The sequence below is a fragment of the Streptomyces novaecaesareae genome (assembly GCF_000716875.1).
GTDB classification, from domain to species: Bacteria; Actinomycetota; Actinomycetes; order Streptomycetales; family Streptomycetaceae; genus Kitasatospora; species Kitasatospora novaecaesareae.
In genome coordinates this window covers 1-21,309 of sequence record NZ_JNWQ01000029.1, presented here as the reverse complement: position 1 = coordinate 21,309, position 21,309 = coordinate 1, and the positions used below count along the sequence as shown (strand labels likewise).

The 21,309-nt window shown below is 72.1% G+C and carries 20 protein-coding genes, 5 tRNA genes and 1 pseudogene; 9 read left to right on the top strand and 17 right to left on the bottom strand.

Going from position 1 to position 21,309, the window contains the following annotated elements; all coding sequences use genetic code 11:
- Positions 1-2: 2 nt before the first annotated feature.
- Both OP86_RS13375 and OP86_RS13370 read right to left on the bottom strand, forming a co-directional pair.
- Positions 3-1,028 (bottom strand): ATP-dependent 6-phosphofructokinase, encoded by a 1,026-nt coding sequence (locus tag OP86_RS13375; RefSeq protein WP_030257855.1) that lies wholly within the window; start codon positions 1,026-1,028, stop codon positions 3-5.
- Positions 1,029-1,215: 187 nt separating this feature from the next.
- A complete protein-coding gene (locus OP86_RS13370; protein ID WP_030257850.1) occupies positions 1,216-2,181 on the bottom strand; it encodes a thiamine-phosphate kinase in 966 nt (321 codons plus the stop codon).
- A gap of 208 nt (positions 2,182-2,389) precedes the next feature.
- On the opposite strand from OP86_RS13370, the gene OP86_RS13365 reads away from it, so the two are divergent.
- On the top strand, positions 2,390-2,623 hold the full coding sequence (locus tag OP86_RS13365) for an Lrp/AsnC family transcriptional regulator (RefSeq protein WP_030056737.1): 234 nt from the start codon (positions 2,390-2,392) through the stop codon (positions 2,621-2,623).
- Between the two features lie 19 nt (positions 2,624-2,642).
- A complete protein-coding gene (locus OP86_RS13360) occupies positions 2,643-3,161 on the top strand; it encodes a DUF3515 domain-containing protein (protein ID WP_051830046.1) in 519 nt (172 codons plus the stop codon).
- A 68-nt stretch (positions 3,162-3,229) separates the two neighbouring features.
- On the opposite strand, the gene OP86_RS13355 is transcribed toward OP86_RS13360, so the two are convergent.
- From OP86_RS13355 to OP86_RS13345, 3 genes are all read right to left on the bottom strand, one after another.
- Positions 3,230-4,375 carry a D-alanine--D-alanine ligase family protein gene (locus OP86_RS13355; RefSeq protein ID WP_030056735.1) on the bottom strand — a complete coding sequence of 382 codons (1,146 nt, stop codon included), beginning with the start codon at positions 4,373-4,375 and terminating at the stop codon, positions 3,230-3,232.
- Between the two features lie 73 nt (positions 4,376-4,448).
- Positions 4,449-5,453, bottom strand: coding sequence for an NAD(P)H-dependent glycerol-3-phosphate dehydrogenase (locus tag OP86_RS13350; RefSeq protein ID WP_033331804.1), 1,005 nt, complete (start codon positions 5,451-5,453; stop codon positions 4,449-4,451).
- Positions 5,450-6,280, bottom strand: coding sequence for a lysophospholipid acyltransferase family protein (locus tag OP86_RS13345; protein WP_051830045.1), 831 nt, complete (start codon positions 6,278-6,280; stop codon positions 5,450-5,452). The genes OP86_RS13350 and OP86_RS13345 overlap by 4 nt, the downstream gene beginning before the upstream one ends.
- Positions 6,281-6,510: 230 nt before the next feature.
- On the opposite strand from OP86_RS13345, the gene cofC reads away from it, so the two are divergent.
- Positions 6,511-7,194, top strand: coding sequence for a 2-phospho-L-lactate guanylyltransferase (cofC, locus tag OP86_RS13340; protein WP_051830053.1), 684 nt, complete (start codon positions 6,511-6,513; stop codon positions 7,192-7,194).
- 100 nt (positions 7,195-7,294) lie between these two features.
- Positions 7,295-7,516 (top strand): hypothetical protein, encoded by a 222-nt coding sequence (locus OP86_RS13335; protein WP_030257846.1) that lies wholly within the window; start codon positions 7,295-7,297, stop codon positions 7,514-7,516.
- 197 nt (positions 7,517-7,713) lie between these two features.
- On the opposite strand, the gene OP86_RS13330 is transcribed toward OP86_RS13335, so the two are convergent.
- From OP86_RS13330 to leuC, 4 genes are all read right to left on the bottom strand, one after another.
- Entirely contained in the window at positions 7,714-8,439 is a 726-nt protein-coding gene (locus OP86_RS13330) for an HU family DNA-binding protein (protein ID WP_030257844.1), read from the bottom strand.
- Between the two features lie 133 nt (positions 8,440-8,572).
- Positions 8,573-8,920 carry an SCO5555 family protein gene (locus OP86_RS39165; RefSeq protein ID WP_380658828.1) on the bottom strand — a complete coding sequence of 116 codons (348 nt, stop codon included), beginning with the start codon at positions 8,918-8,920 and terminating at the stop codon, positions 8,573-8,575.
- Between the two features lie 182 nt (positions 8,921-9,102).
- Positions 9,103-9,699 carry a 3-isopropylmalate dehydratase small subunit gene (leuD, locus tag OP86_RS13320; protein ID WP_030056727.1) on the bottom strand — a complete coding sequence of 199 codons (597 nt, stop codon included), beginning with the start codon at positions 9,697-9,699 and terminating at the stop codon, positions 9,103-9,105.
- Between the two features lie 3 nt (positions 9,700-9,702).
- Positions 9,703-11,142: a 3-isopropylmalate dehydratase large subunit gene (gene leuC / locus OP86_RS13315; RefSeq protein WP_030257840.1), complete on the bottom strand. Its 1,440-nt coding sequence runs from the start codon at positions 11,140-11,142 to the stop codon at positions 9,703-9,705.
- A 234-nt stretch (positions 11,143-11,376) separates the two neighbouring features.
- Between leuC and OP86_RS13310 the strand changes: the two genes are divergently transcribed.
- Positions 11,377-12,090: an IclR family transcriptional regulator gene (locus OP86_RS13310; RefSeq protein ID WP_030246527.1), complete on the top strand. Its 714-nt coding sequence runs from the start codon at positions 11,377-11,379 to the stop codon at positions 12,088-12,090.
- 157 nt (positions 12,091-12,247) lie between these two features.
- On the opposite strand, the gene OP86_RS13305 is transcribed toward OP86_RS13310, so the two are convergent.
- From OP86_RS13305 to OP86_RS13270, 8 genes are all read right to left on the bottom strand, one after another.
- A tRNA-Gln gene (locus OP86_RS13305) sits at positions 12,248-12,322 on the bottom strand.
- Positions 12,323-12,371: 49 nt separating this feature from the next.
- A tRNA-Glu gene (locus tag OP86_RS13300) sits at positions 12,372-12,444 on the bottom strand.
- 26 nt (positions 12,445-12,470) lie between these two features.
- Positions 12,471-12,543, bottom strand: a tRNA-Glu gene (locus OP86_RS13295).
- 27 nt (positions 12,544-12,570) lie between these two features.
- Positions 12,571-12,643, bottom strand: a tRNA-Glu gene (locus tag OP86_RS13290).
- Positions 12,644-12,687: 44 nt separating this feature from the next.
- Positions 12,688-12,759 (bottom strand) — tRNA-Gln (locus tag OP86_RS13285).
- Between the two features lie 239 nt (positions 12,760-12,998).
- The gene (gltX, locus tag OP86_RS13280) at positions 12,999-14,498 is read right to left on the bottom strand and encodes a glutamate--tRNA ligase (RefSeq protein ID WP_030057384.1); all 1,500 of its coding nucleotides are present in this window, start codon (positions 14,496-14,498) and stop codon (positions 12,999-13,001) included.
- The gene (locus OP86_RS13275) at positions 14,491-15,291 is read right to left on the bottom strand and encodes a fumarylacetoacetate hydrolase family protein (protein ID WP_030057385.1); all 801 of its coding nucleotides are present in this window, start codon (positions 15,289-15,291) and stop codon (positions 14,491-14,493) included. Before OP86_RS13275 ends, gltX begins: the two co-directional genes overlap by 8 nt.
- 220 nt (positions 15,292-15,511) lie before the next feature.
- Positions 15,512-15,730, bottom strand: coding sequence for a hypothetical protein (locus tag OP86_RS13270; RefSeq protein WP_030057386.1), 219 nt, complete (start codon positions 15,728-15,730; stop codon positions 15,512-15,514).
- Between the two features lie 640 nt (positions 15,731-16,370).
- Between OP86_RS13270 and OP86_RS13265 the strand changes: the two genes are divergently transcribed.
- The 4 genes and pseudogenes from OP86_RS13265 to OP86_RS13250 form a co-directional block, all read left to right on the top strand.
- Entirely contained in the window at positions 16,371-20,156 is a 3,786-nt protein-coding gene (locus OP86_RS13265) for a nitrate- and nitrite sensing domain-containing protein (protein WP_051830044.1), read from the top strand.
- 10 nt (positions 20,157-20,166) lie between these two features.
- Positions 20,167-20,580, top strand: a complete 414-nt coding sequence (locus tag OP86_RS13260) for a roadblock/LC7 domain-containing protein (RefSeq protein ID WP_030248297.1) — start codon at positions 20,167-20,169, stop codon at positions 20,578-20,580.
- 164 nt (positions 20,581-20,744) lie between these two features.
- A complete protein-coding gene (locus tag OP86_RS13255; RefSeq protein WP_030257834.1) occupies positions 20,745-21,167 on the top strand; it encodes a DUF742 domain-containing protein in 423 nt (140 codons plus the stop codon).
- Positions 21,148-21,309 (top strand): annotated as a pseudogene (locus OP86_RS13250) (ATP/GTP-binding protein); the annotation flags it as partial. The gene OP86_RS13255 and the pseudogene OP86_RS13250, both read left to right, overlap by 20 nt.

Genomic DNA, 21,309 nt, shown 5'->3' with positions numbered 1-21,309 from the left:
CCTCACAGCACCGCTTCGGATTCCACCCAGCGGTCCTCCGGCACCGTCTTCAGCCGGGTCACCGCGTCGCCGATCGGCACCAGCTCGATCGCGGTCCGGCGCAGCGCGGTGAAGTGCCCGAACGCGCCCTGGTGCACGGCCTCCACCGCGTGCCAGCCGAAGCGGGTGGCGAGCACCCGGTCCCGGGCGGTCGGGGTGCCGCCGCGCTGGGTGTGGCCGAGGATGACCGGACGGGCCTCCTTGCCGAGCAGGTCCTCCAGTTCGTGGGCGAGCCGGTTGCCGATCCCGCCGAAGGTCCGGTGGCCGTACTGGTCGACCTCGCCGTGGTCGAAGCGCATGGTGCCGGGCACCGGGGCCGCGCCCTCGGCGACGGCGATGATGGCGAACTTCTTGCCCCGGGCGAAGCGGTCCTCGATTATCCGCGCCACCGCCTCGATGTCGAAGGGCTTCTCCGGGATCAGGATGCCGTGCGCACCGCCGGCCATGCCCGCGGTGAGGGTGATCCAGCCGGTGTGCCGGCCCATCAACTCGACGACCATGACGCGCTGGTGGGATTCGGCGGTGGTCTTCAGCCGGTCGATCGCCTCGGTCGCGACGTGCACCGCGGTGTCGAAGCCGAAGGTGACGTCGGTGGCGTCGATGTCGTTGTCGATGGTCTTCGGCACCCCGACGACCGGCAGCCCGGCGTCGCTGAACAGCTTGGCGGCGGTCAGCGTCCCCTCGCCGCCGATCGCGATCAGCGCGTCGATGCCGATGTCCCGGGCCAGTGCCTTCGCGTTCTCCACCGCCCAGGCGATCCGCTCGCGCCGTACCCGGGCCGAGCCGAGGACGGTGCCGCCGAGGGTGAGCAGGCCGGTGACGTCGTCGTGCGAGACCGTCCGGGTGCGGCCCTCGATCAGGCCGAGGAAGCCGTCCAGGATGCCGACGATCTCGTCGCCGTGGACGTCGGTGCCCCGGTGCACCACCGAGCGGATCACCGCGTTGAGGCCGGGGCAGTCGCCGCCGCTGGTCAGTACACCGATGCGCATGTCAGGTGTGCTCCCGCTCGCAGTGGTTCGGCCCGTCCGCGCCGGACGGGCGGGCGGGCTCGGATGCCGCAAGCCTACGCAAAACGCATCCGCGAAGCCCGTCCCCCGCCCGCCCGGAGCGTCACGCGCCGTCCGCCGCAGGGCAATCGGCGAAGACCGTACCCGGAGATCGAGTCAACCCGACGACTCACTCGGCGAAGTGGTCCCAGCCGCCGACCCGGTCCCAGGGCGCGCCGTCCACCGTGACCCGGCCGCTGCGGCTGCCCGTCGGCCGGCCGGTCACCTCGCCCACCACCCGCCAGCGGGCCGGGAGTTGGACTCCGCGCGGGAAGGTCGCCACGATCGCGTGGTCCTCGCCGCCGGAGAGCACCCAGACCAGCGGGTCCACCCCGACCGCCTGGCCGATGTCCGCCATCTGCGCCGGGACGTCGAAGTCGGCGGCCTTCAGGTCGATGTCCACCTCGCTGGCCCGGGCCACGTGGCCGAGGTCGGCGACCAGCCCGTCGCTCACGTCGATCATCGAGGTCGCGCCCAACTCGGCGCCCGCCGGGCCCGCGTGGTACGGCGGTTCGGGCCTGCGGTGCGCCTCGACGAAGGCGCGCGGGGAGCGGAAGCCGCGCTGCAGCACGGTCAGGCCGGCGGCCGACCAGCCGAGCCAGCCGGTCACCGCGACCACGTCGCCGACCTGCGCGCCGGAGCGGGTCACCGCCGCGCGCCCCTGGAGGTCCCCGAGCGCCGTGATGGCCAGCATGACGGTGTCGCCGCGCACCACGTCGCCGCCGACCACCGTCGCCCCGGCCACCTGGCACTCGTCGCGCAGCCCGTCCATCAACTCGGTGGCCCAGGTGGTCGGGAGGTCGGCGGGGGTGACCAGGCCGAGCAGTATCGCGGTCGGCACCGCCCCCATCGCGGCCACGTCGGCGAGGTTCTGGGCGGCGGCCTTGCGGCCCACGTCGTAGGCGGTGGACCAGTCCCGGCGGAAGTGCCGGTTCTCGATCAGGACGTCCGTGGTCGCCACGACCCGGCCGTCCGGAGCCCGCACCACCGCGGCGTCGTCTCCCGGGCCGAGGTCGACCGCATCGGTGAGCGGTACCCGGGCGGTCAGCTCCCTGATGAGGCCGAACTCGCCGAGCTCGCCCACGGTCCCCTGCATCTGCCGTCCTCTCGCGTTTTCATCCGTACCGGTCCCCGTCGCGCTCCCCCGCGCGCAGCGTACGCCCTTCGGGGGTGCCGAAGTCTCCCCTCCCCGGCCCGCTGCGCGGTAGCGTGGTGATCAGACTGCCGGTGAGCCCACCCCACCCTCGACGCCTGAGCGGGCGATCACGGCGGCGATCCCCGTAACCGGCCGCCGGGAGGTCCCCGTGGTACAGGCATACATCCTGATCCAGACCGAGGTAGGAAAGGCCACCGCGGTGGCCCGAACGATCGCCGGGATCCCCGGCGTGCTCAGCGCCGAGGACGTCACCGGCCCCTACGACGTGATCGTCAAGGCCGAGGCCGAGACCGTGGACGACCTGGGCCGCATGGTGGTGGCCGAGGTCCAGAAGGTCGAGGGCATCACCCGCACCCTCACCTGTCCCGTGGTCCACCTGTAGTCCCGGCTACCATCGGCGGGTGGCCAGAGAACTCCGTGTCCCCCAGGCGCTGACCACCCTGCCGGCGCCGATCCGCTGGCTGGCCCTGCCCGTCGCGCTGACCTGCGCCGTCGTCGCGCTGGTCGGCAGCTGGGGCCCGGCCGATCCGAAGGTCGAGGTCCCGAGCCCGGGCGGCAAGGCGGCCGGCTACTGCAAGGCGCTGGCCGCCGCGCTGCCGCCGGAGCTGCTCGGGCACGCCCGCAAGGACCCGTCGCCCGCCTCGCCGTACGTGGCCGCCTGGGACAGCTCGCCCCGGACGGTGCTGCGCTGCGGCATCGACCGGCCGGAGGAGTTGGACGGCGAGCACGCCAAGGACTGGTCCCCGACCGTCGACGACGTCACCTGGTGGTCGCAGAAGCTCGACGACGGCGGCTACCGCTTCGTGACGACCATGCGCGCCGCCTACGTCGAGGTGACCGTCCCGGCCGGGGCCGCCCGGAACCCCTTCGACCCGGCCGCCGCGCTCACCCCGCTGGTCAAGGCCAACGTCCCCGGCTGAGCCGGACGCCGCGACGTACGGCGAGGGCGGACCGGGAGTTCCCGGCCCGCCCTCCGCCGTACGGGCCGCTAGCGCAGACCGGTCGAGCGCCGCAGCGCCGTCTGCAGCAGCCGGTCGATCAGCTCCGGGTACGAGACCCCGCTGGCCTCCCACATCTTCGGGTAGGCCGAGATCGGGGTGAAGCCGGGCATGGTGTTGATCTCGTTGATCATCCAGGTGCCGTCCTCCAGCAGGAAGAAGTCCACCCGGGCCAGGCCCTCGCAGCCGAACGCCTCGAAGGCCTCGACGGCCTGGCGCCGGATCTCGGCGAGCTCCTCCGGGGTGAGGTTCGCCGGGATCTGCACGTCGGAGGAGTCGATGTACTTGGCCTCGAAGTCGTAGAAGTCGAAGCCGTCGCCGACCAGGACCTCGCCGGCCACGCTGGCCCGCGGACCGTCCTCGAACTCCAGCACGCCGCACTCGATCTCGCGGCCGGTCACGCCCGCCTCGATGATCAGCTTGGGGTCGTGCCGGCGGGCCTCCTCGATCGCGGCGTCGAGGTCGGCCAGGTCCTTGACCTTGGTGATGCCGATGCTGGAGCCGGCCCGGCAGGGCTTCACGAACAGCGGCAGTCCGAGTTCGCCGGCCCGCTCGCGCACCGCCGCGCGGCCCGCCTCGGTCTCCCAGTCGCGCGGCCGCACGATGGTGTAGCGGCCGACGTTCAGACCGTGCGAGGCCAGGATCCGCTTGGCGAACTCCTTGTCCATGCCGGCCGCGCTGGCCAGCACGCCGTTGCCCACGTACGGGATGCCGGAGAGCTCCAGCAGGCCCTGCAGGGTGCCGTCCTCGCCCCAGGGGCCGTGCAGCAGCGGGAACACCACGTCGACCTCGCCGAGGGCCTTGGGCGCGCTGCCCGGCTCGCTGAGCAGCACCTCCCGGTTGCCCGGGGCGACCGGCAGCGCGACCTGCCCGTCGACGGCCTCCGCGACGTTGGCCACGTCCGGCAGCTTGCCGTCGGTGATGGCCATCCGGGCCGGCTCGTCGCTGGTCAGCGCCCAGCGGCCCTCGTGGGTGATGCCGATCGGCAGCACGTCGTACTTGTCGCGGTCGATCGACCTGAGCACACTGCCCGCGGTGGAGACCGAGATGGCGTGCTCGGAGCTGCGCCCGCCGAAGACCAGCGCGACGCGCGGCTTCGGGGCGGACGGGTTCGGGGAGGATTGTTCGATGCTCATATCGGGTTTGAGACTACCGTGCGAGGTGTTTCCGGGACGTCAACCGCCCCGGCGAGCACGTCCTCCCGGGGTGTCAGCGCCGCCGCTCGGCCTTCGCCGAGCGCGACATCAGCGCCCGCAGCGCCTCCTGGGTCGGCCGTCCGTTGTGCACGACGTCCACCACGGCCTCGACGATCGGCATGTCGACCCCGTTGCGCCGGGCCAGGTCCAGCACCGACTCACAGGACTTGACGCCCTCCGCGGTCTGCCGGGTGGCCGCGATGGTCTCCTCCAGCGACATGCCCCGGCCCAGGTTCATGCCGAAGGTGTTGTTGCGGGACAGCGGCGAGGAGCAGGTGGCGACGAGGTCGCCCATCCCGGCGAGCCCGGCGAAGGTGTGCGGGTCGGCGCCCAGCACCTCGCCGAGCCGGGTGGTCTCGGCCAACCCGCGGGTGATCAGCGTCGCCTTGGTGTTGTCGCCGAGCCCCATGCCGGCCGCCATGCCGACCGCCAGGCCGATCACGTTCTTGACGGCGCCGCCGAGTTCGCAGCCCACCACGTCGGTGTTGGTGTACGGCCGGAAGTACGGCGTGTGGCAGGCCGCCTGGAGCCGCTTGGCGACGGCCTCGTCCGCGCAGGCGACGACACTGGCCGCGGGCTGCCGGTTGGCGATCTCCTTGGCCAGGTTGGGCCCGCTGACCACCGCGACGCGCTCCGGGCCGACCTTGGTGACCTCGTCGATCACCTCGCTCATCCGCTTGGCGGTGCCGAGTTCGATGCCCTTCATCAGGCTGACCAGCACGGTCTGCGGCTCGATCAGCGGCGTCCAGGCGGCGAGGTTGTCGCGCAGCGTCTGCGAGGGCACCACCAGCACCGCGAAGTCGGCGCCGGCCAGCGCCTCGGCGGCGTCGGTGGTGGCCCGGACGGTGTCGGGCAGCCGGATGCCGGGCAGGTAGTCCGGGTTCTCGTGCGTGGAGTTGACGGCGTCCACCAGGTCCTGGCGGCGGGCCCAGAGCACGACCTCGCAGCCGGCGTCGGCGAGCACCATCGCGAACGCGGTGCCCCAGGAGCCGGTCCCCATCACTGCGCAGCGGGTCACTTCCCGGCCTCCTCGACGCCCTTGCCCGGCTCGCCCTTGGCGCGCCGGCGCTCGGCCAGTGCCGCCGCGGCGCGCTGCCGGGCGGCCTTGCGCATGTCGTAGCGCTCGGCCGGCGCCTCCTCGCCGCGGACCTCGGCCAGCACGGCGGTGATCGCCGTCATGATGTCCTCCGTCGCGTCGGCGAGCACCTGGGTGGTGAGCTCCTGGCCCTGGTACCGGCTCAGGTCCACCGGCGGCCCGGCCGCGACGGTCACCCTGTGGCGCGGGAAGAGGTTGAACTTGCCCTTCCCGTAGCCGGGCCGGCCGTACGGCGGGATGATCTCGTGCGCGCCCCAGTGCGCGACCGGGATGACGGGCGCGCCGGTCATCAGCGCGACCCTGGCGACCCCGCTCTTGCCGGTCATCGGCCACAGGTCCGGATCCCGGGTGAGCGTTCCCTCCGGGTAGAACTGCACGCACTGGCCGCTGTTGACGGCGTCGATCGCGGCCCGGAACGCCTGCGCGGCATCGGTGGAATCACGGAACACCGGAATCTGGCCGGTCTTGCGGAGCATGAATCCGATGAAAGGAATCGAGAACAGCGAGGACTTGCCGAGAATGCGCGGCGGGCGGCCGCTGTTGTACTGCCAGTGCGCGTAGATCACCGGGTCGATGATCGAATTGTGGTTCACCGCGGCGATGAAGCCGCCTTCCTTCGGAAGGTGCTCCCAGCCCCGCCAGTCGGGCTTCACCAGGGCGGTCGTCACCGGCTTCACCAGCACGGCCGCGAAGCGGTACCAGATGCCGTAGTCGGCGTTGCCGAACTTGGCGTACGAGCGGCGGGCCACCCCAGCTCCTTCTCATCCGATGCGGCACGTGGGGTGCCGCGGTCATGTCCTCCCGGTGGCCGGCACCGGGACGAGCGGTGACCGGGCCACGGGCGCGGACCAGTCTCGCCCGCCCGCTCGCCGGCTGTCGAGCGACCGCGCCAACCCGCCGGGCAGGCGTGATCAAACGCACGTCCGCACAGTTCGGACGGCCTGGCGAGGGCTCCGGGACCAGCGTCACAATGACGCCGATGACCCAGGACACCGTACGCCCCAGCGAGCCCGTCGCGCCCGCCGCACCCACCGCCGGCTGGTCGTTGGTGCTCCCGCTCAAGCCGCTCGCCCTGGCGAAGAGCAGACTCGCCCCGTACGCCGGGCCGCACCGGGCCGACCTGGCGCTGTCCTTCGCGCTGGACACGGCCACCGCCGCGCTGGCCACCCCCGGCGTCGCCCGCGTCCTGGTGGTCACCCGCGACGCCACCGCCGGCGCCAGGCTGGCCGCGCTCGGCGCGCGGGTGGTCGCCGACGAGCCCGGCGGCGGCCTCAACCGGGCGCTGGCGCACGGCGCCTCGGCCGCCCTGGCACTCGCCCCGCAGGCCCCGCTGGCCGCCCTCTCCGCGGACCTGCCGGCCCTGCGCCCGGCCGAACTGGCCCGGGTGCTGGGCGCCGTGCCGCCGGACGGCCGGGCGTTCCTGCCGGACTCCCCCGGTCTCGGCACCACCCTGCTCGCCTGCGCCCCGGGCCGCCCGCTCTCCCCTGCCTTCGGGGACGGCTCGCGGGCCCGGCACGCGGCCGGCGGGGCGCTCGAACTACGGCTCGCGGCGGTGGAGTCGGTGCGCCGGGACGTCGACACCGGTGCGGATCTCGGCGAGGCCGCGGCACTCGGCCTCGGCCCGCACACCAGCGCGCTGTTCGCCCGCCTGCGCCTGTCCTGACCGCCGCCCCGACCGCCGCCTGACCGCCGTACGGTCCCGGCCCCCGGGAACGGCCGTCCTGACCCCGGGGCCGTACCGGCCCGCTCGCTATGCTGCTGGCATGCAGGCCACCGCGTTCACCTTCGACCCCGCCACCCGGGCCGGCTCCGTGCTGCTCGACGACGGGACCCCGGTGCCGTTCGACGCGGCCGCCTTCGACGCCGGCGGCCTGCGGCTGCTGCGGCCCGGCCAGCGGGTGCGGATCCGCACCGAGGGCACCGGCGAGGCCCGCCGGGTGGTCTTCGTGACGCTGCAGACCTTCCCGGACCCCGCCGAAGGCTGACCGCCGCACCCGGGGGCCGGCCCGCCGGGGCGCCCCCACCAGGCACTTCACCGCCGACCGCCCGGTGCTGGCGCACGCCGTCGAATCCTGACTGAGCGCCCGGAAATCGAAAGAGCCGCGGCGACCGGTCTCCGCAATTCGCGGAAGGGGTGCCGCGGCTCTAGGCCGAAGGCCGTCCGAGGACGGTCGCGCGGGACTTACTTGGCAGTGGTCTTGCGCGCGGTGGTCTTGCGGGTGGCGGTCTTCTTCGCCGGAGCCGTCTTCTTGGCCGTGGCGGTCGCCTTCTTCGCGGCGGTGGCCGTGGTCTTCTTGGCGGCAGCCGTGGTGGTCGCCTTCTTGGCGGCGGCGGCCGTCTTCTTGGTCGCGGTCGCCGTGGTCTTCTTGGCGGCGGCGGCGGTGGTCTTCGCAGCGGTCTTCTTGGCGGTGGTCGCCTTCTTCGCGGCGGTGGCCGTGGTCTTCTTGGCGGCAGCCGTGGTGGTCGCCTTCTTGGCGGCGGCCTTCTTGGTGGCCGGAGCGGCGGCGGCAGCGGTGGCGGCACGCTTGGTGGCGGCACGCTTGGCGGCCGGGGTGGCGGCCACGCCGGTCTTGCCCGGGGTGAGGGAGCCCTTGGGGGCCTTCTTCACCGAGGGGCCCTCCTTCGGCAGCTTCTTGCTGCCGCTGACCAGGTCCTTGAAGCCCTGGCCCGGGCGGAAGCGGGGCACCGAGGTCTTCTTGACCTTGACGCGCTCGCCGGTCTGCGGGTTGCGGGCGAAGCGCGCGGAGCGCTCCACCTTCTCGAAGGTGCCGAACCCGGTGACCGAGACCCGGTCACCGGCCACGACGGCACGGACCATGGTGTCGAGCACTGCGTCGACGGCCTCTGCGGCAGCCTTGCGACCGCCCAGCTGCTCGGCCACCGCTTCGACAAGCTGAGCCTTGTTCACGTCTTCCCCTTCGGAAACGGGCGCCGGATGATTCCATCCGTTCTTTTCGCACGTTAGGTATGTATCTGCGGACTTTCAATTACCAAACGCGCGAATCACCCTAGTGTCGCAATGGATTTGCGCGTCGGCGACCTCAGCCGAGCGGCGGGCGCCCCTCGTCGAGGTCATGTACAAAGCGACTCAACCGCCTTGCCGCCTCCGGAAGATCGCGCTTGGCGGTCTCGGTGACGATGAGGAGTTGACGGGTGAGAGCGGTCTTTGCATCGGCAGACACGTTCAGCGCATGCACGCGGGCGTGAGCTTGCTTCAACCGCTCGGCCACGAGCGCGTAGAGCGCTGCGACTTCCTGGTCGTCCGGCCCCTCAGCTGGCGCGGAGGTGACGTCCGGCCGATCGTCAATTCGGCGTTCGGATGGCCGGCCCATGGAGTCCTCAGCCGCGGGTTCGCCGCCCGCGTACGGAGGTTCATGGTGCCGGTGCATGTACTGATTGTGCCATCTACCCGCAGTTGTACTTGCGCGGGGCCCTCTTCCGCAAAGCCAAATGGGCAATCCGGGGCGGGCCCCGGCGCTAACTCGTGCTCCGGAACGCCGGATGGCCCGGCCCCCCCGAGGGGGGCGCGGGCCATCCGGCGGATCGTCAGAATGCTTGTTCTGAAGGGAACTCAGGCGACCGGCAGAGTGCGGGGCTTGAACGCCGGGCGGGTCGCCTCGAAGGCCGCGATGTCGGCCTCGTTCTGCAGCGTGATGCTGATGTCGTCCAGGCCGTTGAGCAGCCGCCACCGGACGTTGTCGTCCAGTTCGAAGGAGGCCACGACGCCCTCGGCGCGCACTTCGCGCGCCTCCAGGTCAACGGTGATCTCGGCCGAAGGGTCACTCTCGGTGAGCGCCCAGAGCCGCTCGACGGTCTCCTGCGGCAGGACGACCGTGAGCAGGCCGTTCTTCAGCGAGTTGCCCCTGAAGATGTCGGCGAAGCGGGACGAGATGACCGCGTGGAAACCGTAGTTCTGCAGCGCCCAGACAGCGTGCTCGCGGGAGGAGCCGGTGCCGAACTCGGGGCCGGCCACCAGGACCGTGGCGCCCTGCCGCTCGGGCCGGTTGAGGATGAACGACTCGTCCTTGCGCCAGGCCTCGAACAGCCCGTCCTCGAAACCGGATCGGGTGACCTTCTTGAGCCAGTGGGCCGGGATGATCTGGTCGGTGTCCACGTTGCTGCGGCGCAGCGGGACGGCCCGGCCGGTGTGGGTGGTGAACTTCTCCATGGCTCAGGCCTCCACGGTGACGTCGGTGTGCGCCAGGTCGGCGGGGGTCAGGTCGGCGGGCGAGGCCAGCCGGCCCAGCACGGCGGTCGCGGCGGCGACCTGCGGGGAGACCAGGTGGGTGCGGCCGCCCTTGCCCTGCCGGCCCTCGAAGTTGCGGTTCGAGGTGGAGGCGCAGCGCTCCCCCGGGGCGAGCTGGTCGGGGTTCATGCCCAGGCACATCGAGCAGCCCGCGTGGCGCCATTCGGCACCGGCCGCGGTGAACACCTTGTCCAGGCCCTCCTCGACGGCCTGCAGCGCGACCCGGACGGAGCCGGGAACGACCAGCATCCTTACCCCGTCGGCGATCCGGCGGCCCTCCACGACGGCGGCGGCGGCCCGCAGGTCCTCGATCCGGCCGTTGGTGCAGGAGCCGACGAAGACGGCGTCGACCTTCACCTCGCGCAGCGGGGTGCCGGCCTCCAGGCCCATGTACGCCAGGGCGTTCTCGGCGGCCTGGCGCTCCTGCGGGTCGGCGAAGGAGGCCGGGTCCGGCACGTTCGCGCCCAGCGGGGCGCCCTGGCCGGGGTTGGTGCCCCAGGTGACGAAGGGACTCAGCTCGTTGGCGTCGATGAAGATCTCGTGGTCGAAGACCGCGTCCTCGTCGGTGACCAGGGTCTTCCAGTACGCGACGGCGGCGTCCCAGTCCTCGCCCTGCGGGGCGTGCGGGCGGCCCTGGAGGTAGTCGAAGGTGGTCTCGTCCGGGGCGATCATGCCGGCCCGGGCGCCGGCCTCGATCGACATGTTGCAGATGGTCATCCGGGCCTCCATGGACAGGCTCCGGATCGCCGAACCGCGGTACTCCAGGACGTAGCCCTGGCCGCCGCCGGTACCGATCTTCGTGATGACGGCCAGGATCAGGTCCTTGGCGGTGACGCCCTCGGGCAGGTCGCCCTCGACGGTGATCGCCATCGTCCGGAACGGCGCCAGCGGCAGCGTCTGGGTGGCCAGCACGTGCTCGACCTGGCTGGTGCCGATGCCGAACGCCAGCGCGCCGAAGGCGCCGTGGGTGGAGGTGTGGGAGTCGCCGCACACCACGGTCATGCCGGGCTGGGTCAGGCCCAGCTGCGGGCCGACGACGTGCACGACGCCCTGCTCGACGTCGCCGAGCGAGTGGATCCGGACGCCGAACTCGGCGGCGTTCCGGCGCAGGGTCTCCAGCTGCACCTTGGAGACCGGGTCCGCGATCGGCTTGTCGATGTCCAGGGTGGGGGTGTTGTGGTCCTCGGTGGCGATCGTCAGATCGGTGCGGCGGACCGGGCGGCCGGCCAGTCGCAGCCCGTCGAAGGCCTGCGGGCTGGTGACCTCGTGGAGCAGGTGCAGGTCGATGAACAGGAGGTCGGGTTCGCCCTCCACGCGCCGCACGACGTGGTCGTCCCAGACCTTCTCTGCGAGTGTCCGTCCCATCGGATTCCCTCCAGCCGGCCGCGTTGCCGGCCTTCTCGTGTCGTCGAGGTCAAAGCGTGTGCCGCCCAGTGCGGGGGCGCGTTCGCACGACCTGCACGCCGGATCGCTGTCCACGATGCGGACACTCGAACGAGGCCCCATCCTGGTTGTCTCCCGGGCTGCTGCCTTCCAGAGTGGCGCTTTTCCCGGAAGATTGAACTTGCGTCTCGCAGACTGAGACTGCAGTCTTAGGGCATGGACAACACTAGCGGCGTCGGCGTTCTCGACAAGGCCGCTCTGGTGCTGAGCGCACTGGAGTCGGGCCCCGCCACGTTGGCGGGGCTGGTCGCCGCCACCGGTCTGGCGCGCCCCACGGCCCACCGACTCGCCGTCGCACTCGAACACCACCGTCTGGTCACCAGGGACATGCAGGGGCGCTTCATCCTCGGCCCCCGCCTGTCCGAACTCTCCGCCGCCGCGGGCGAGGACCGGCTGCTCGCCACCGCGGGCCCGGTCCTGACCCACCTGCGCGACGTCACCGGCGAGAGCGCACAGCTCTACCGCCGCCAGGGCGAGATGCGGATCTGCGTCGCCGCCGCCGAGCGGCTCTCCGGCCTGCGGGACACCGTCCCGGTCGGCAGCACCCTGCCGATGAAGGCCGGCTCGGCCGCCCAGGTCCTGCTGGCCTGGGAGGAGCCCGAGCGGCTCCACCGCGGCCTCCAGGGCGCCCGTTTCACCGCCACCGCGCTGAGCGGCGTCCGGCGGCGCGGCTGGGCCCAGTCGATCGGCGAGCGGGAGCCGGGCGTCGCGTCCGTCTCCGCGCCCGTCCGCGGCCCCTCCAACCGCGTGGTGGCCGCCGTCTCCGTCTCCGGCCCGATCGAGCGGCTGACCCGCCACCCGGGCCGCCTGCACGCCCAGGCCATCATCGAGGCCGCGAACCGGCTCACCGAGGCCCTCCGCCGCAGCTGACCCGGCCGCCCGGGGCGGATCCCCCACCCACCGCTTTCCGCCACCCCCTCCCCCACCGAAAACGCAGAAGGGCCCCGCTCGGAGTCGAGCGGGGCCCTTCGACAGCATTTACCGCACAATGCAAAAAGACCCCGGTTACCGGGGCCTTTCCAATTTCTGGCTGGGGTACCAGGACTCGAACCTAGACTAAATGAACCAGAATCACTCGTGCTGCCAATTACACCATACCCCAACACAAAGCAAGGGCCGATGGGCGAGCCCATCGGCTTCCTGCTCTGAAGTACCCCCGACCGGATTCGAACCGGCGCTACTGCCGTGAGAGGGCAGCGTGCTAGGCCGCTACACAACGGGGGCTTCCTGGCGATCCCTTGCGGGATCAGTACCCCCGACCGGATTCGAACCGGCGCTACTGCCGTGAGAGGGCAGCGTGCTAGGCCGCTACACAACGGGGGCTTTCCAGGTGATCCCTTGCGGGATCAGTACCCCCGACCGGATTCGAACCGGCGCTACTGCCGTGAGAGGGCAGCGTGCTAGGCCGCTACACAACGGGGGCTTGATCTTCATCTGTACTGCTTCACTGCGGTACTGCGTACTGCGCTGGGGTACCAGGACTCGAACCTAGACTAAATGAACCAGAATCACTCGTGCTGCCAATTACACCATACCCCACCAGAGTTGATCCCTCGTCGGGATCTTCCCAGGCGTTGCGCCTCTCGTTCGGTCCCGGCCGGGGGGCTTTCGCTCCCTCGTCCGTTCCCTCCCGGGCGGCGCAGAAAGAACATTACCCGACGTCGGCCCTGGCTCCAAAATCGATAACCCCAGGCAGCGGCCGGAAGGCCGGCGGATGACCTCCGGGTACGCCGCGGGCCCGGCACGAAGCCGGGCCCGCGGCCTGCTCAGCGGCCCGCTCAGGCGGCCGGCAGGGCGTCCAGGGCGGCGCGCAGGCGACGCAGCGTCTCGGGGCGGCCGAGCAGCTCCATGGACTCGAACAGCGGCGGCGAGACCCGGCGGCCGGTGACGGCCACCCGCAGCGGCGTGAAGGCGAACTTCGGCTTGATGCCCAGCCCCTCCACCAGCGCCGCGCGCAGCGCGGCCTGGATCGGCTCCGGGGTGAAGTCCGCGAGCTCCTCCAGTGCCGTGATGCTGGCCTCCAGCACCGGGCGGGCGTCCGCGGTCAGCACCTTGGCGGCGTCGTCCGGGTCGAGGGCGAACTTCTCCGGCGCCACGAACAGGAAGCCGGCCATGTTCACGATCTCGCTCAGCACGACCATCCGCTCCTGGGTGAGCGGCGCGACCTTGGCGAGCACGTCCAGCTGCTCGGCGGTCGGCTCGGCCGGCAGCAGCTCGGCGGCCTGCAGGAACGGCACCAGGCGCGCGGCGAAGTCCTCCGGGGCCAGCCTGCGGACGTGCTCGGCGTTGATCGCCTCGCACTTCTTCAGGTCGAAGCGGGCCGGGTTGGCGTTCACCTTGGCGACGTCGAAGGCGGCGACCATCTCGTCCATGTCGAACAGGTCGCGGTCCTCGGCCAGCGACCAGCCCAGCAGGGACAGGTAGTTGAGCAGGCCCTCACGGATGAAGCCGCGCTCGCGGTACATGTTGAGCGAGGACTGCGGGTCGCGCTTGGAGAGCTTCTTGTTGCCCTCGCCCATCACGTACGGCAGGTGGCCGAAGCGCGGGGTGAGGCCCGCGCCGACGCCGATCTCGGCGAGCGCGGCGTACAGCGCGATCTGCCGCGGGGTGGAGGAGAGCAGGTCCTCGCCGCGCAGCACGTGGGTGATGCCCATCAGGGCGTCGTCCACCGGGTTGACCAGGGTGTACAGCGGGGCGCCGTTGGCCCGGACGATGCCGTAGTCCGGCACGTTCTCCGGCTCGAAGGTGAGCGTGCCGCGCACCAGGTCGTCGAAGCTGATGGTCTTGTCGGGCATCCGGAAGCGCAGGATCGGCTCGCGCTTCTCCAGCTTGTAGACGGCGACCTGGTCGTCCGTCAGCTCCCGGCAGTGGCCGTCGTAGCCGGAGGGCTTGCCGGCCGCGCGGGCGGCCTCGCGGCGGGCGTCCAGCTCCTCGGTGCTGCAGTAGCAGTGGTAGGCGTGGCCGGCCTCGTGCAGGCGGCGGGCGACGTCGGCGTAGATGTCCATCCGCTGCGACTGGCGGTACGGCGCGTGCGGGCCGCCGACCTCCGGGCCCTCGTCCCAGTCGAGGCCGAGCCAGCGCATCGCTTCGAGCAGCTGGTCGTACGACTCCTCGGAGTCGCGGGCGGAGTCGGTGTCCTCGATCCGGAAGACCATGGTGCCGCCGGTGTGGCGGGCGTAGGCCCAGTTGAAGAGGGCCGTACGGACCATGCCCACGTGGGGGTTGCCGGTCGGGGACGGACAGAAGCGAACCCGGACGGCCGGGTCAGTGTTAGCCACGCTTGATCACCTTGTTGGTGAGAGTGCCGATGCCTTCGATGGAGACGGCGACCTCGTCGCCGACGTTGAGGGGGCCCACCCCTGCGGGCGTGCCGGTGAGGATGACGTCGCCGGGCAGCAGCGTCATGGCCTCGGAGATGTGGACGATCAGCTCGGCGACCGAGCGGACCATCAGGGAGGTGCGGCCGGTCTGCCGGAGCTCGCCGTTGACCGTGCAGGTGACGGCGAGGTCGCTCGGGTCGAGGTCGGTCTCGATCCACGGGCCCAGCGGGCAGGAGGTGTCGAAGCCCTTGGCCCGGGCCCACTGGCCCTCGCGCTGCTGGGCGTCCCGGGCGGTGACGTCGTTGGCGCAGGTGTAGCCGAGGATCACCTCGGGCACCCGGTCCAGCGGCACCTCGCGACACATCCGGCCGATCACCACGGCGAGTTCGGCCTCGTGCTGGACGTCCGAGGAGAACGGCGGGTACGCGATGCTCTCGGTCGGGCCGACCACCGCGGTGGACGGCTTGAAGAAGGTGAGCGGGAGGTCCGGGACCTCGTTGCCCAGCTCCGCCGCGTGCGCCGCGTAGTTGCGGCCGACCGCCACGATCTTGTTCGGGAGCATCGGGCTCAGCAGCCGGACGTCCTGGAGGCGGTAGCTCTCGCCGGTGGGCTGGGGCTGGCCGAACGGGTGGCCTGCCAGCGCGTGGACGACCATCGACTCGGGCTGGGAAGGGTCGCCCTCCACCACGCCGAAGGAGACGCTGCCGGCGGCAGGGCTCCCTTCCCGGACGGAAAACCTGGCAATGCGCACGGCTGGGCTACCCCTCGCTTCGTCGGCCGCCCGGGGCGCGCCCGGGCGCTGGTGGGCGCCTCGCCCGCAGTGGGCGCGGCCCCGTCAATCGGCCTCCAGGCTATCGCGTGGGGCCCGGGCTGACCGCTTTGCACCTTTCGGCCCAGTTGGGGGGTGACAACGACAAGGGCGCCGCCGCCACGGAGGTGACGACGGCGCCCTTGCGGGAACGTGCTGGAGGTCAGTCCGCCACGACGACGGCGGGGGCGACCATCAGCTGGACGCGGCGCGGGTTGGCGGTGCTGGCCGGCAGCTCGGTCGTGTAGGTCACGACGTCCTCGGGCTTGCGGGCGCCCGGGATCATGCTGAAGTCCTCGACCGAGGCCAGCGTCGTCCGGCGCGGGTTCGCCGTGGGGCGGCAGGACAGCGTGGACTTGGTGGCGTTCTTCGCCTGGGACATCGAGAGCACCTCGTGGTCGAGGCCGGGCGGATCCCCGGGGGGACCGACACCGACCTGATGGATTCCGATTGATTCGGAAGGGTTCTGGGCAGGCTGATCGGGGCCGTGCTCCGGAGACAGCCAGGTTACGAGATCTCTTTCCACAGAGGCCGTGACCAAAGCTACACATTGGGCTGTGATTTTGCTCACAAAATGTCGGGCGAAACTCAGATATCCGACATATCGCCGCAACGGGATTTTCCGACATATAGCCCTTTTCGGTCATTCCGGAAGGTCTGTGACTCTTTTCGATCTACGGTCGGGTTGGCATGTATCCGGCGAGTGTCCGAAAAAGGCGGTATTCCGGTCCGGTTACCGCACAGTCAGTGAGATCGCACAAGCACTCGGTAGCACCGGGCGCCCGGTTCCGGCGGCCCTTGTTGGGATTCCCCGGCTGTGCTGGAATGCCACGGACCGTGGGTAGGGAGTGGTCCACCCCGGTGACCCGCTCTCCCGGACCGGCCGGGAGGCGGATGGAAACTCGACACCGTCCAGGCCGTGGCGACGCGGCGGGACGCCCGGTCCAGAGGTTGCGACGCCAGTGCAGGGACGTTTCAAAAGGGGTAGCGGCGCCGCGGGTAACCCGGAGTCGCGCGAGCCTGTGGCAGCCCCCCAACAGGCGGCGGCGCCCGGCGGCCCGGCCGAGCCGGTGAACTCCGAGGCCGTCGGCCGCCCGGAGGACGACAGCCAGGAGCGGAAGTCCGCCCGGGACAAACTCCGGACCTCCCTGACCCGGCGCCGGGCCACCGGTCTGAACCGGCTCGCGATGCGCAACTGGCGCATCCGCACCCGTCTGATCGCCCTGCTCGCCCTCCCCGTCATGGTCTCGCTGGTCCTCGGTGGCCTGCGCATCCAGACCTCGATGGAGAACTCGCAGCAACTGGCCCAGATGGCCAACCTGTCCGACCTGGCCAAGAAGGCGACCAGCCTCGCGGACGCGCTGCAGACCGAGCGCGACATCAGCGCCGGCCCGATCACGCACGAGCCGAACGCCCAGCTGGACGACGACATCGTCGCGGCCCGCAAGGCCACCGACGACCTGAGCCGCACCTTCACCACGTCCTCCGACAGGTTCGAGAACCTCGAACTCTCCGGCGGAAAGGCGCTGCTGCTGCAGATCCGCAAGGACCTGAACTCGATCGCGGACACCCGCAGCCTGCCGTACCAGAACAACCAGAACATCCAGTCGACGATCACCGCCTACGACGTGATCATCCGCGACCTGCTGTCCATCACCCAGGACATCGCGCTCGCCTCGAACAACAAGGACCTGGTCGTCTCCACCCGCGCGCTGCAGCAGTTCTCGCTCGCCAAGAACGCGACCTCGCAGCAGCGGGCCCTGATCAGCGCCGCGCTCGCCAACCCCAAGGCCCCCGACCTCAGCCCGAGCGACGAGTCCTTCGGTATCCGCCTGCGCCTGTCGTACGACAACGCGATCGCGAGCTTCAACAACATCTACACCGCGCACGACCTGGACAACCTGCGCAGCCAGCTGAGCTACAACGGCGTCGTCGCCGACGCCGACCGCTACGCGCAGACGATCCTCACCCAGGGCGGCATCCACCAGACCGAGCCGGTCACCTACAAGGACTGGTACGAGAAGTCCAGCGCCAAGATCAGCGCCGAGCGCCGGATCGAGTCCAAGCTCATCGAGAACCTCGACGGCAAGGCCCAGGACCTGCAGTCCCAGGCCGACACGGACGCCCTGATCATCGGTGCCGCGGTCGCCCTGGTGCTGCTCGTCGCCCTCGGTGGCGCCGGTCTGATCGCCCGCTCGATGGTGCGCTCGCTGACCCGTCTGCAGGCCGCGGCCGAGGACGTCGCCGAGCGCCGTCTGCCCGAGCTGGTCAAGACGCTCTCCGAGAGCGACCCGCACGACGTCGACACCACGGTCGAACCGGTCGCCGTCGACTCCGCCGACGAGATCGGCCACGTGGCGCACGCCTTCGACATGGTGCACAGCGAGGCCGTCCGCCTCGCCGCCGAGCAGGCCCTCCTGCGCGGAAACATCAACGCGATGTTCACCAACCTCTCGCGCCGCAGCCAGGGCCTCATCCAGCGCCAGCTGTCGCTCATCTCCGAGCTGGAGAGCCGCGAGGCGGACCCGGACCAGCTGGCCAACCTCTTCAAGCTCGACCACCTCGCGACCCGCATGCGCCGCAACGGCGAAAACCTCCTCGTCCTCGCCGGTGAGGACCCGGGCCGCCGCTGGACCCGCCCCGTCCCGCTGGTCGACGTGCTCCGCGCCGCCGCCTCCGAGGTGGAGCAGTACGAGCGCATCGAACTCGCCGCCGTGCCGTCCGCCGAGGTCGCCGGCCGCGTCGTCAACGACCTCGTCCACCTGCTCGCCGAGCTGCTGGAGAACGCCACCTCGTTCTCCAGCCCGCAGACCCGCGTCCGGGTCACCGGCCACGCGCTGCCGGACGGCCGCGTGCTGGTCGAGATCCACGACACCGGCATCGGCCTGAGCCCCGACGACCTCGCCGAGATCAACGAGCGCCTCGCCAACCCGCCGACGGTGGACGTCTCGGTCTCCCGCCGCATGGGCCTCTTCGTGGTCGGCCGTCTGTCGCTGCGCCACGGCATCCGGATCCAGCTGCGCCCCAGCGACTCCGGCGGCACCACCGCGCTGGTCATGCTCCCGGTGGACGTCACCAACTCCGGCGAGCGCCGCGGCGCCGGCCGGGCCGGCTCCGCGCCGGGCAAGCAGCAGCGCGGGGTCGCCCCGACGCCGCGTCAGCAGCGCCAGGTGCCGCCCAGCCGCCAGAACGGCCCGGCCGCGCTCGGCCAGGGCCCGGCCGGCGGTGCCCCGCAGGGCGGCCGGCCGCAGCTCGGCCAGGGCGGCCCCGGCCCGCAGGGTGGTCCGGCGGCTCCGACCGGTCCGGGTGCGCCGGGCGGTCCCGGTGCGGCCGGCGGCCGCGCCGGCGGTCTGCCGACCCGCCAGGTCGGCCAGTCGCTGCGCGAGACCCCGGCACCGCAGGGCAAGGGCCAGCCGGGTCCGGGCCAGCCGGGTCCGCGCCAGCAGGGTCCGGGCCAGCAGGGCCGGAACCAGGGCCGGCCGGGTCGGCCCCAGCAGCCCGCACAGTCGCAGCAGCCCCAGCAGGCTCAGCAGGCTCAGCAGGCTCAGCAGGCTCAGCAGCAGTCGCAGCAGGGCGGCCTGCCGCAGCGCGCCCCCGGCCGCCAGGGACCGCCGCAGGGCGGCCCGAACGGTCTGCCCCGCCGCGGCGGCCAGCAGCAGCCCGGCCAGCCGCAGCCCGGCCAGGAACGGCCCGGTCAGGAACGGCCGCGCCCCGGCGGCGGGTTCGACGGCGGTCCGGGTGCCCGGGCCGGCGAGCAGCCCCAGCACGGCCGCCCCGGCGGTCCCGGTGCGCCGCAGCAGGGTGCCCGTCCGGGCAACCGTCCGCAGGAGGGCCTGCCGCAGCGCGCCCCCGGCCACCAGGGGCCCGGTGCGCCCGGCGCGCCCGGTGCCCAGGGCCCGCGTCGTCCGCAGCGCCCCGGCCCGGACGCGCCGCAGCGCGACCGTCAGCCGCAGCTGCCGCCGCAGGCCCAGCAGCCCCAGCCGCTGCCGTCGGCCGAGCCGGCGCCGGTGGAGAGCACCCAGCAGTTCGCCCGCCCGCGCTTCGAGGCCAGCCAGATCGACCCGCGCGACCCGCTGGGCCTCGGCCTGGTCGAGCCGGTGCTGCCGAACGTGCCGACCCCGGCACGGCCGGAGCCGGTGCGCCCGGAGCAGGCCTTCCAGCAGCCGCAGCAGCCGCTGCCGCTGCCGCACCAGGAGCCGATGGCGCTGCCGACCGGCCCGTCCGACGCCGCCGGCCAGCAGCCCTGGTACCCGCAGGCGGAGACCCAGCCGCAGGCTCCGGAGCAGGCGCGGGCGCACCAGTACCAGCCGCGTCGGCCCGGTACCTCCGCGCCGGAGTTCCGGGAGCAGGCCCAGGCTCCGCAGCAGCCCCAGCCGGCCCAGGCCCAGGCTCAGCAGCCGCAGCAGCAGGCTCAGCACCCGCAGCAGGCCCAGCACCCGCAGCCGGGCCCCGGCGAGGCCCCCTGGCGCCCGTCCGCGAACGACGAGCGCTGGCGCCGCGCCGAACAGATCCGCGAGCCCTCGACCAACGGCGTCACGATGTCGGGCCTGCCCCGGCGGACCCCGCAGGCCAACCTGGTCTCCGGCACCGCCGAGGCCGCGCCGCTGACCGGCCCCCAGGTCTCCCGGGCCCCCGAGGAGGTCCGCGGCCGCCTGACCAACCTGCGCCGCGGCATCCAGCAGGGCCGCCGGGCCGGGGCCGAACAGGCTGCCAATCAGCCGGGCTTCCAGCATGGTGCCCAGCAGCCCGGATTCGATAGTTTCGGTGGCCGGAGCGACGGCAACGGCGCAGATCACCAGGAGCGTTGAGTTGAACCAGATGAGCCAGGCCGCACAGAACCTGAACTGGCTGATCACCAACTTCGTGGACAACACCCCCGGGGTGTCCCACACCGTGGTGGTCTCCGCGGACGGCCTCCTGCTGTGCATGTCCGAGGGATTCCCCCGGGACCGCGCCGACCAGCTCGCCGCCGTCGCCTCCGGGCTCACCTCCCTCACCTCCGGCGCCAGCCGGATCTTCGAGGGCGGCGAGGTCAACCAGACCGTGGTCGAGATGGAGCGGGGCTTCCTGTTCCTGATGGCCGTCAGCGACGGCTCCGCCCTCGCCGTGCTGGCCGCACCCGACTCCGACATCGGTCTCGTCGGCTACGAGATGGCCCTGCTCGTCGACCGCGCGGGCGCCGTCCTCACCCCCGCTCTCCGCGCGGAACTCCAGGGCAGTCTCCTGCACTGACCGGAGCCCGTACGGATCCACCCACCCGTCCCACCCCGCCGCCGGGTCCGACCCGACCGGACCCGGCGTCTCACCCTCAGCTACCCTCAGGCAGCTGATCCCGCCTCAGCTGGCATCGCCCCAGCTGGAACCGGCTGCTCAAGGCTGCAGCACAAGGAGGACCCATGACCCCGCCCTCGACACCCGCCGGCTACGGCAACGGGTACGGCAGCGGCTACGGCGGGCAGCAGTCCGACGGCTACGAGCAGCAGCCGCTGGTCCGCCCGTACGCGATGACCGGCGGTCGGACCCGTCCGCGGTACCAGCTCGCCATCGAGGCGCTGATCTCCACCACCGGTTCCGCCGAGCGGACCGGCGGTCTCCTGCCGGAGCACGCCCGGATCGTCAACCTCTGCCGTGAGGTCAAGTCGATCGCGGAGATCTCCGCGCTGGCCGGTGTGCCGCTGGGTGTCGCCCGCATCCTCGTGGCCGACCTCGCCGAAGCCGGTCTCGTCGCCATCCACCAGCCCGCCGCTGCGGGCGAGTCGGGCGGAACGCCCGATGTCACGCTGCTCGAAAGGGTCCTCAGTGGACTTCGCAAGCTCTAACGGATCCGCCCGGGCCACGACGTCGGCCAAGATCGTCGTCGCGGGCGGCTTCGGTGTCGGCAAGACCACGCTCGTCGGCGCCGTCTCCGAGATCAACCCCCTGCGCACCGAAGCCGTCATGACCTCGGCCTCCGCCGGCATC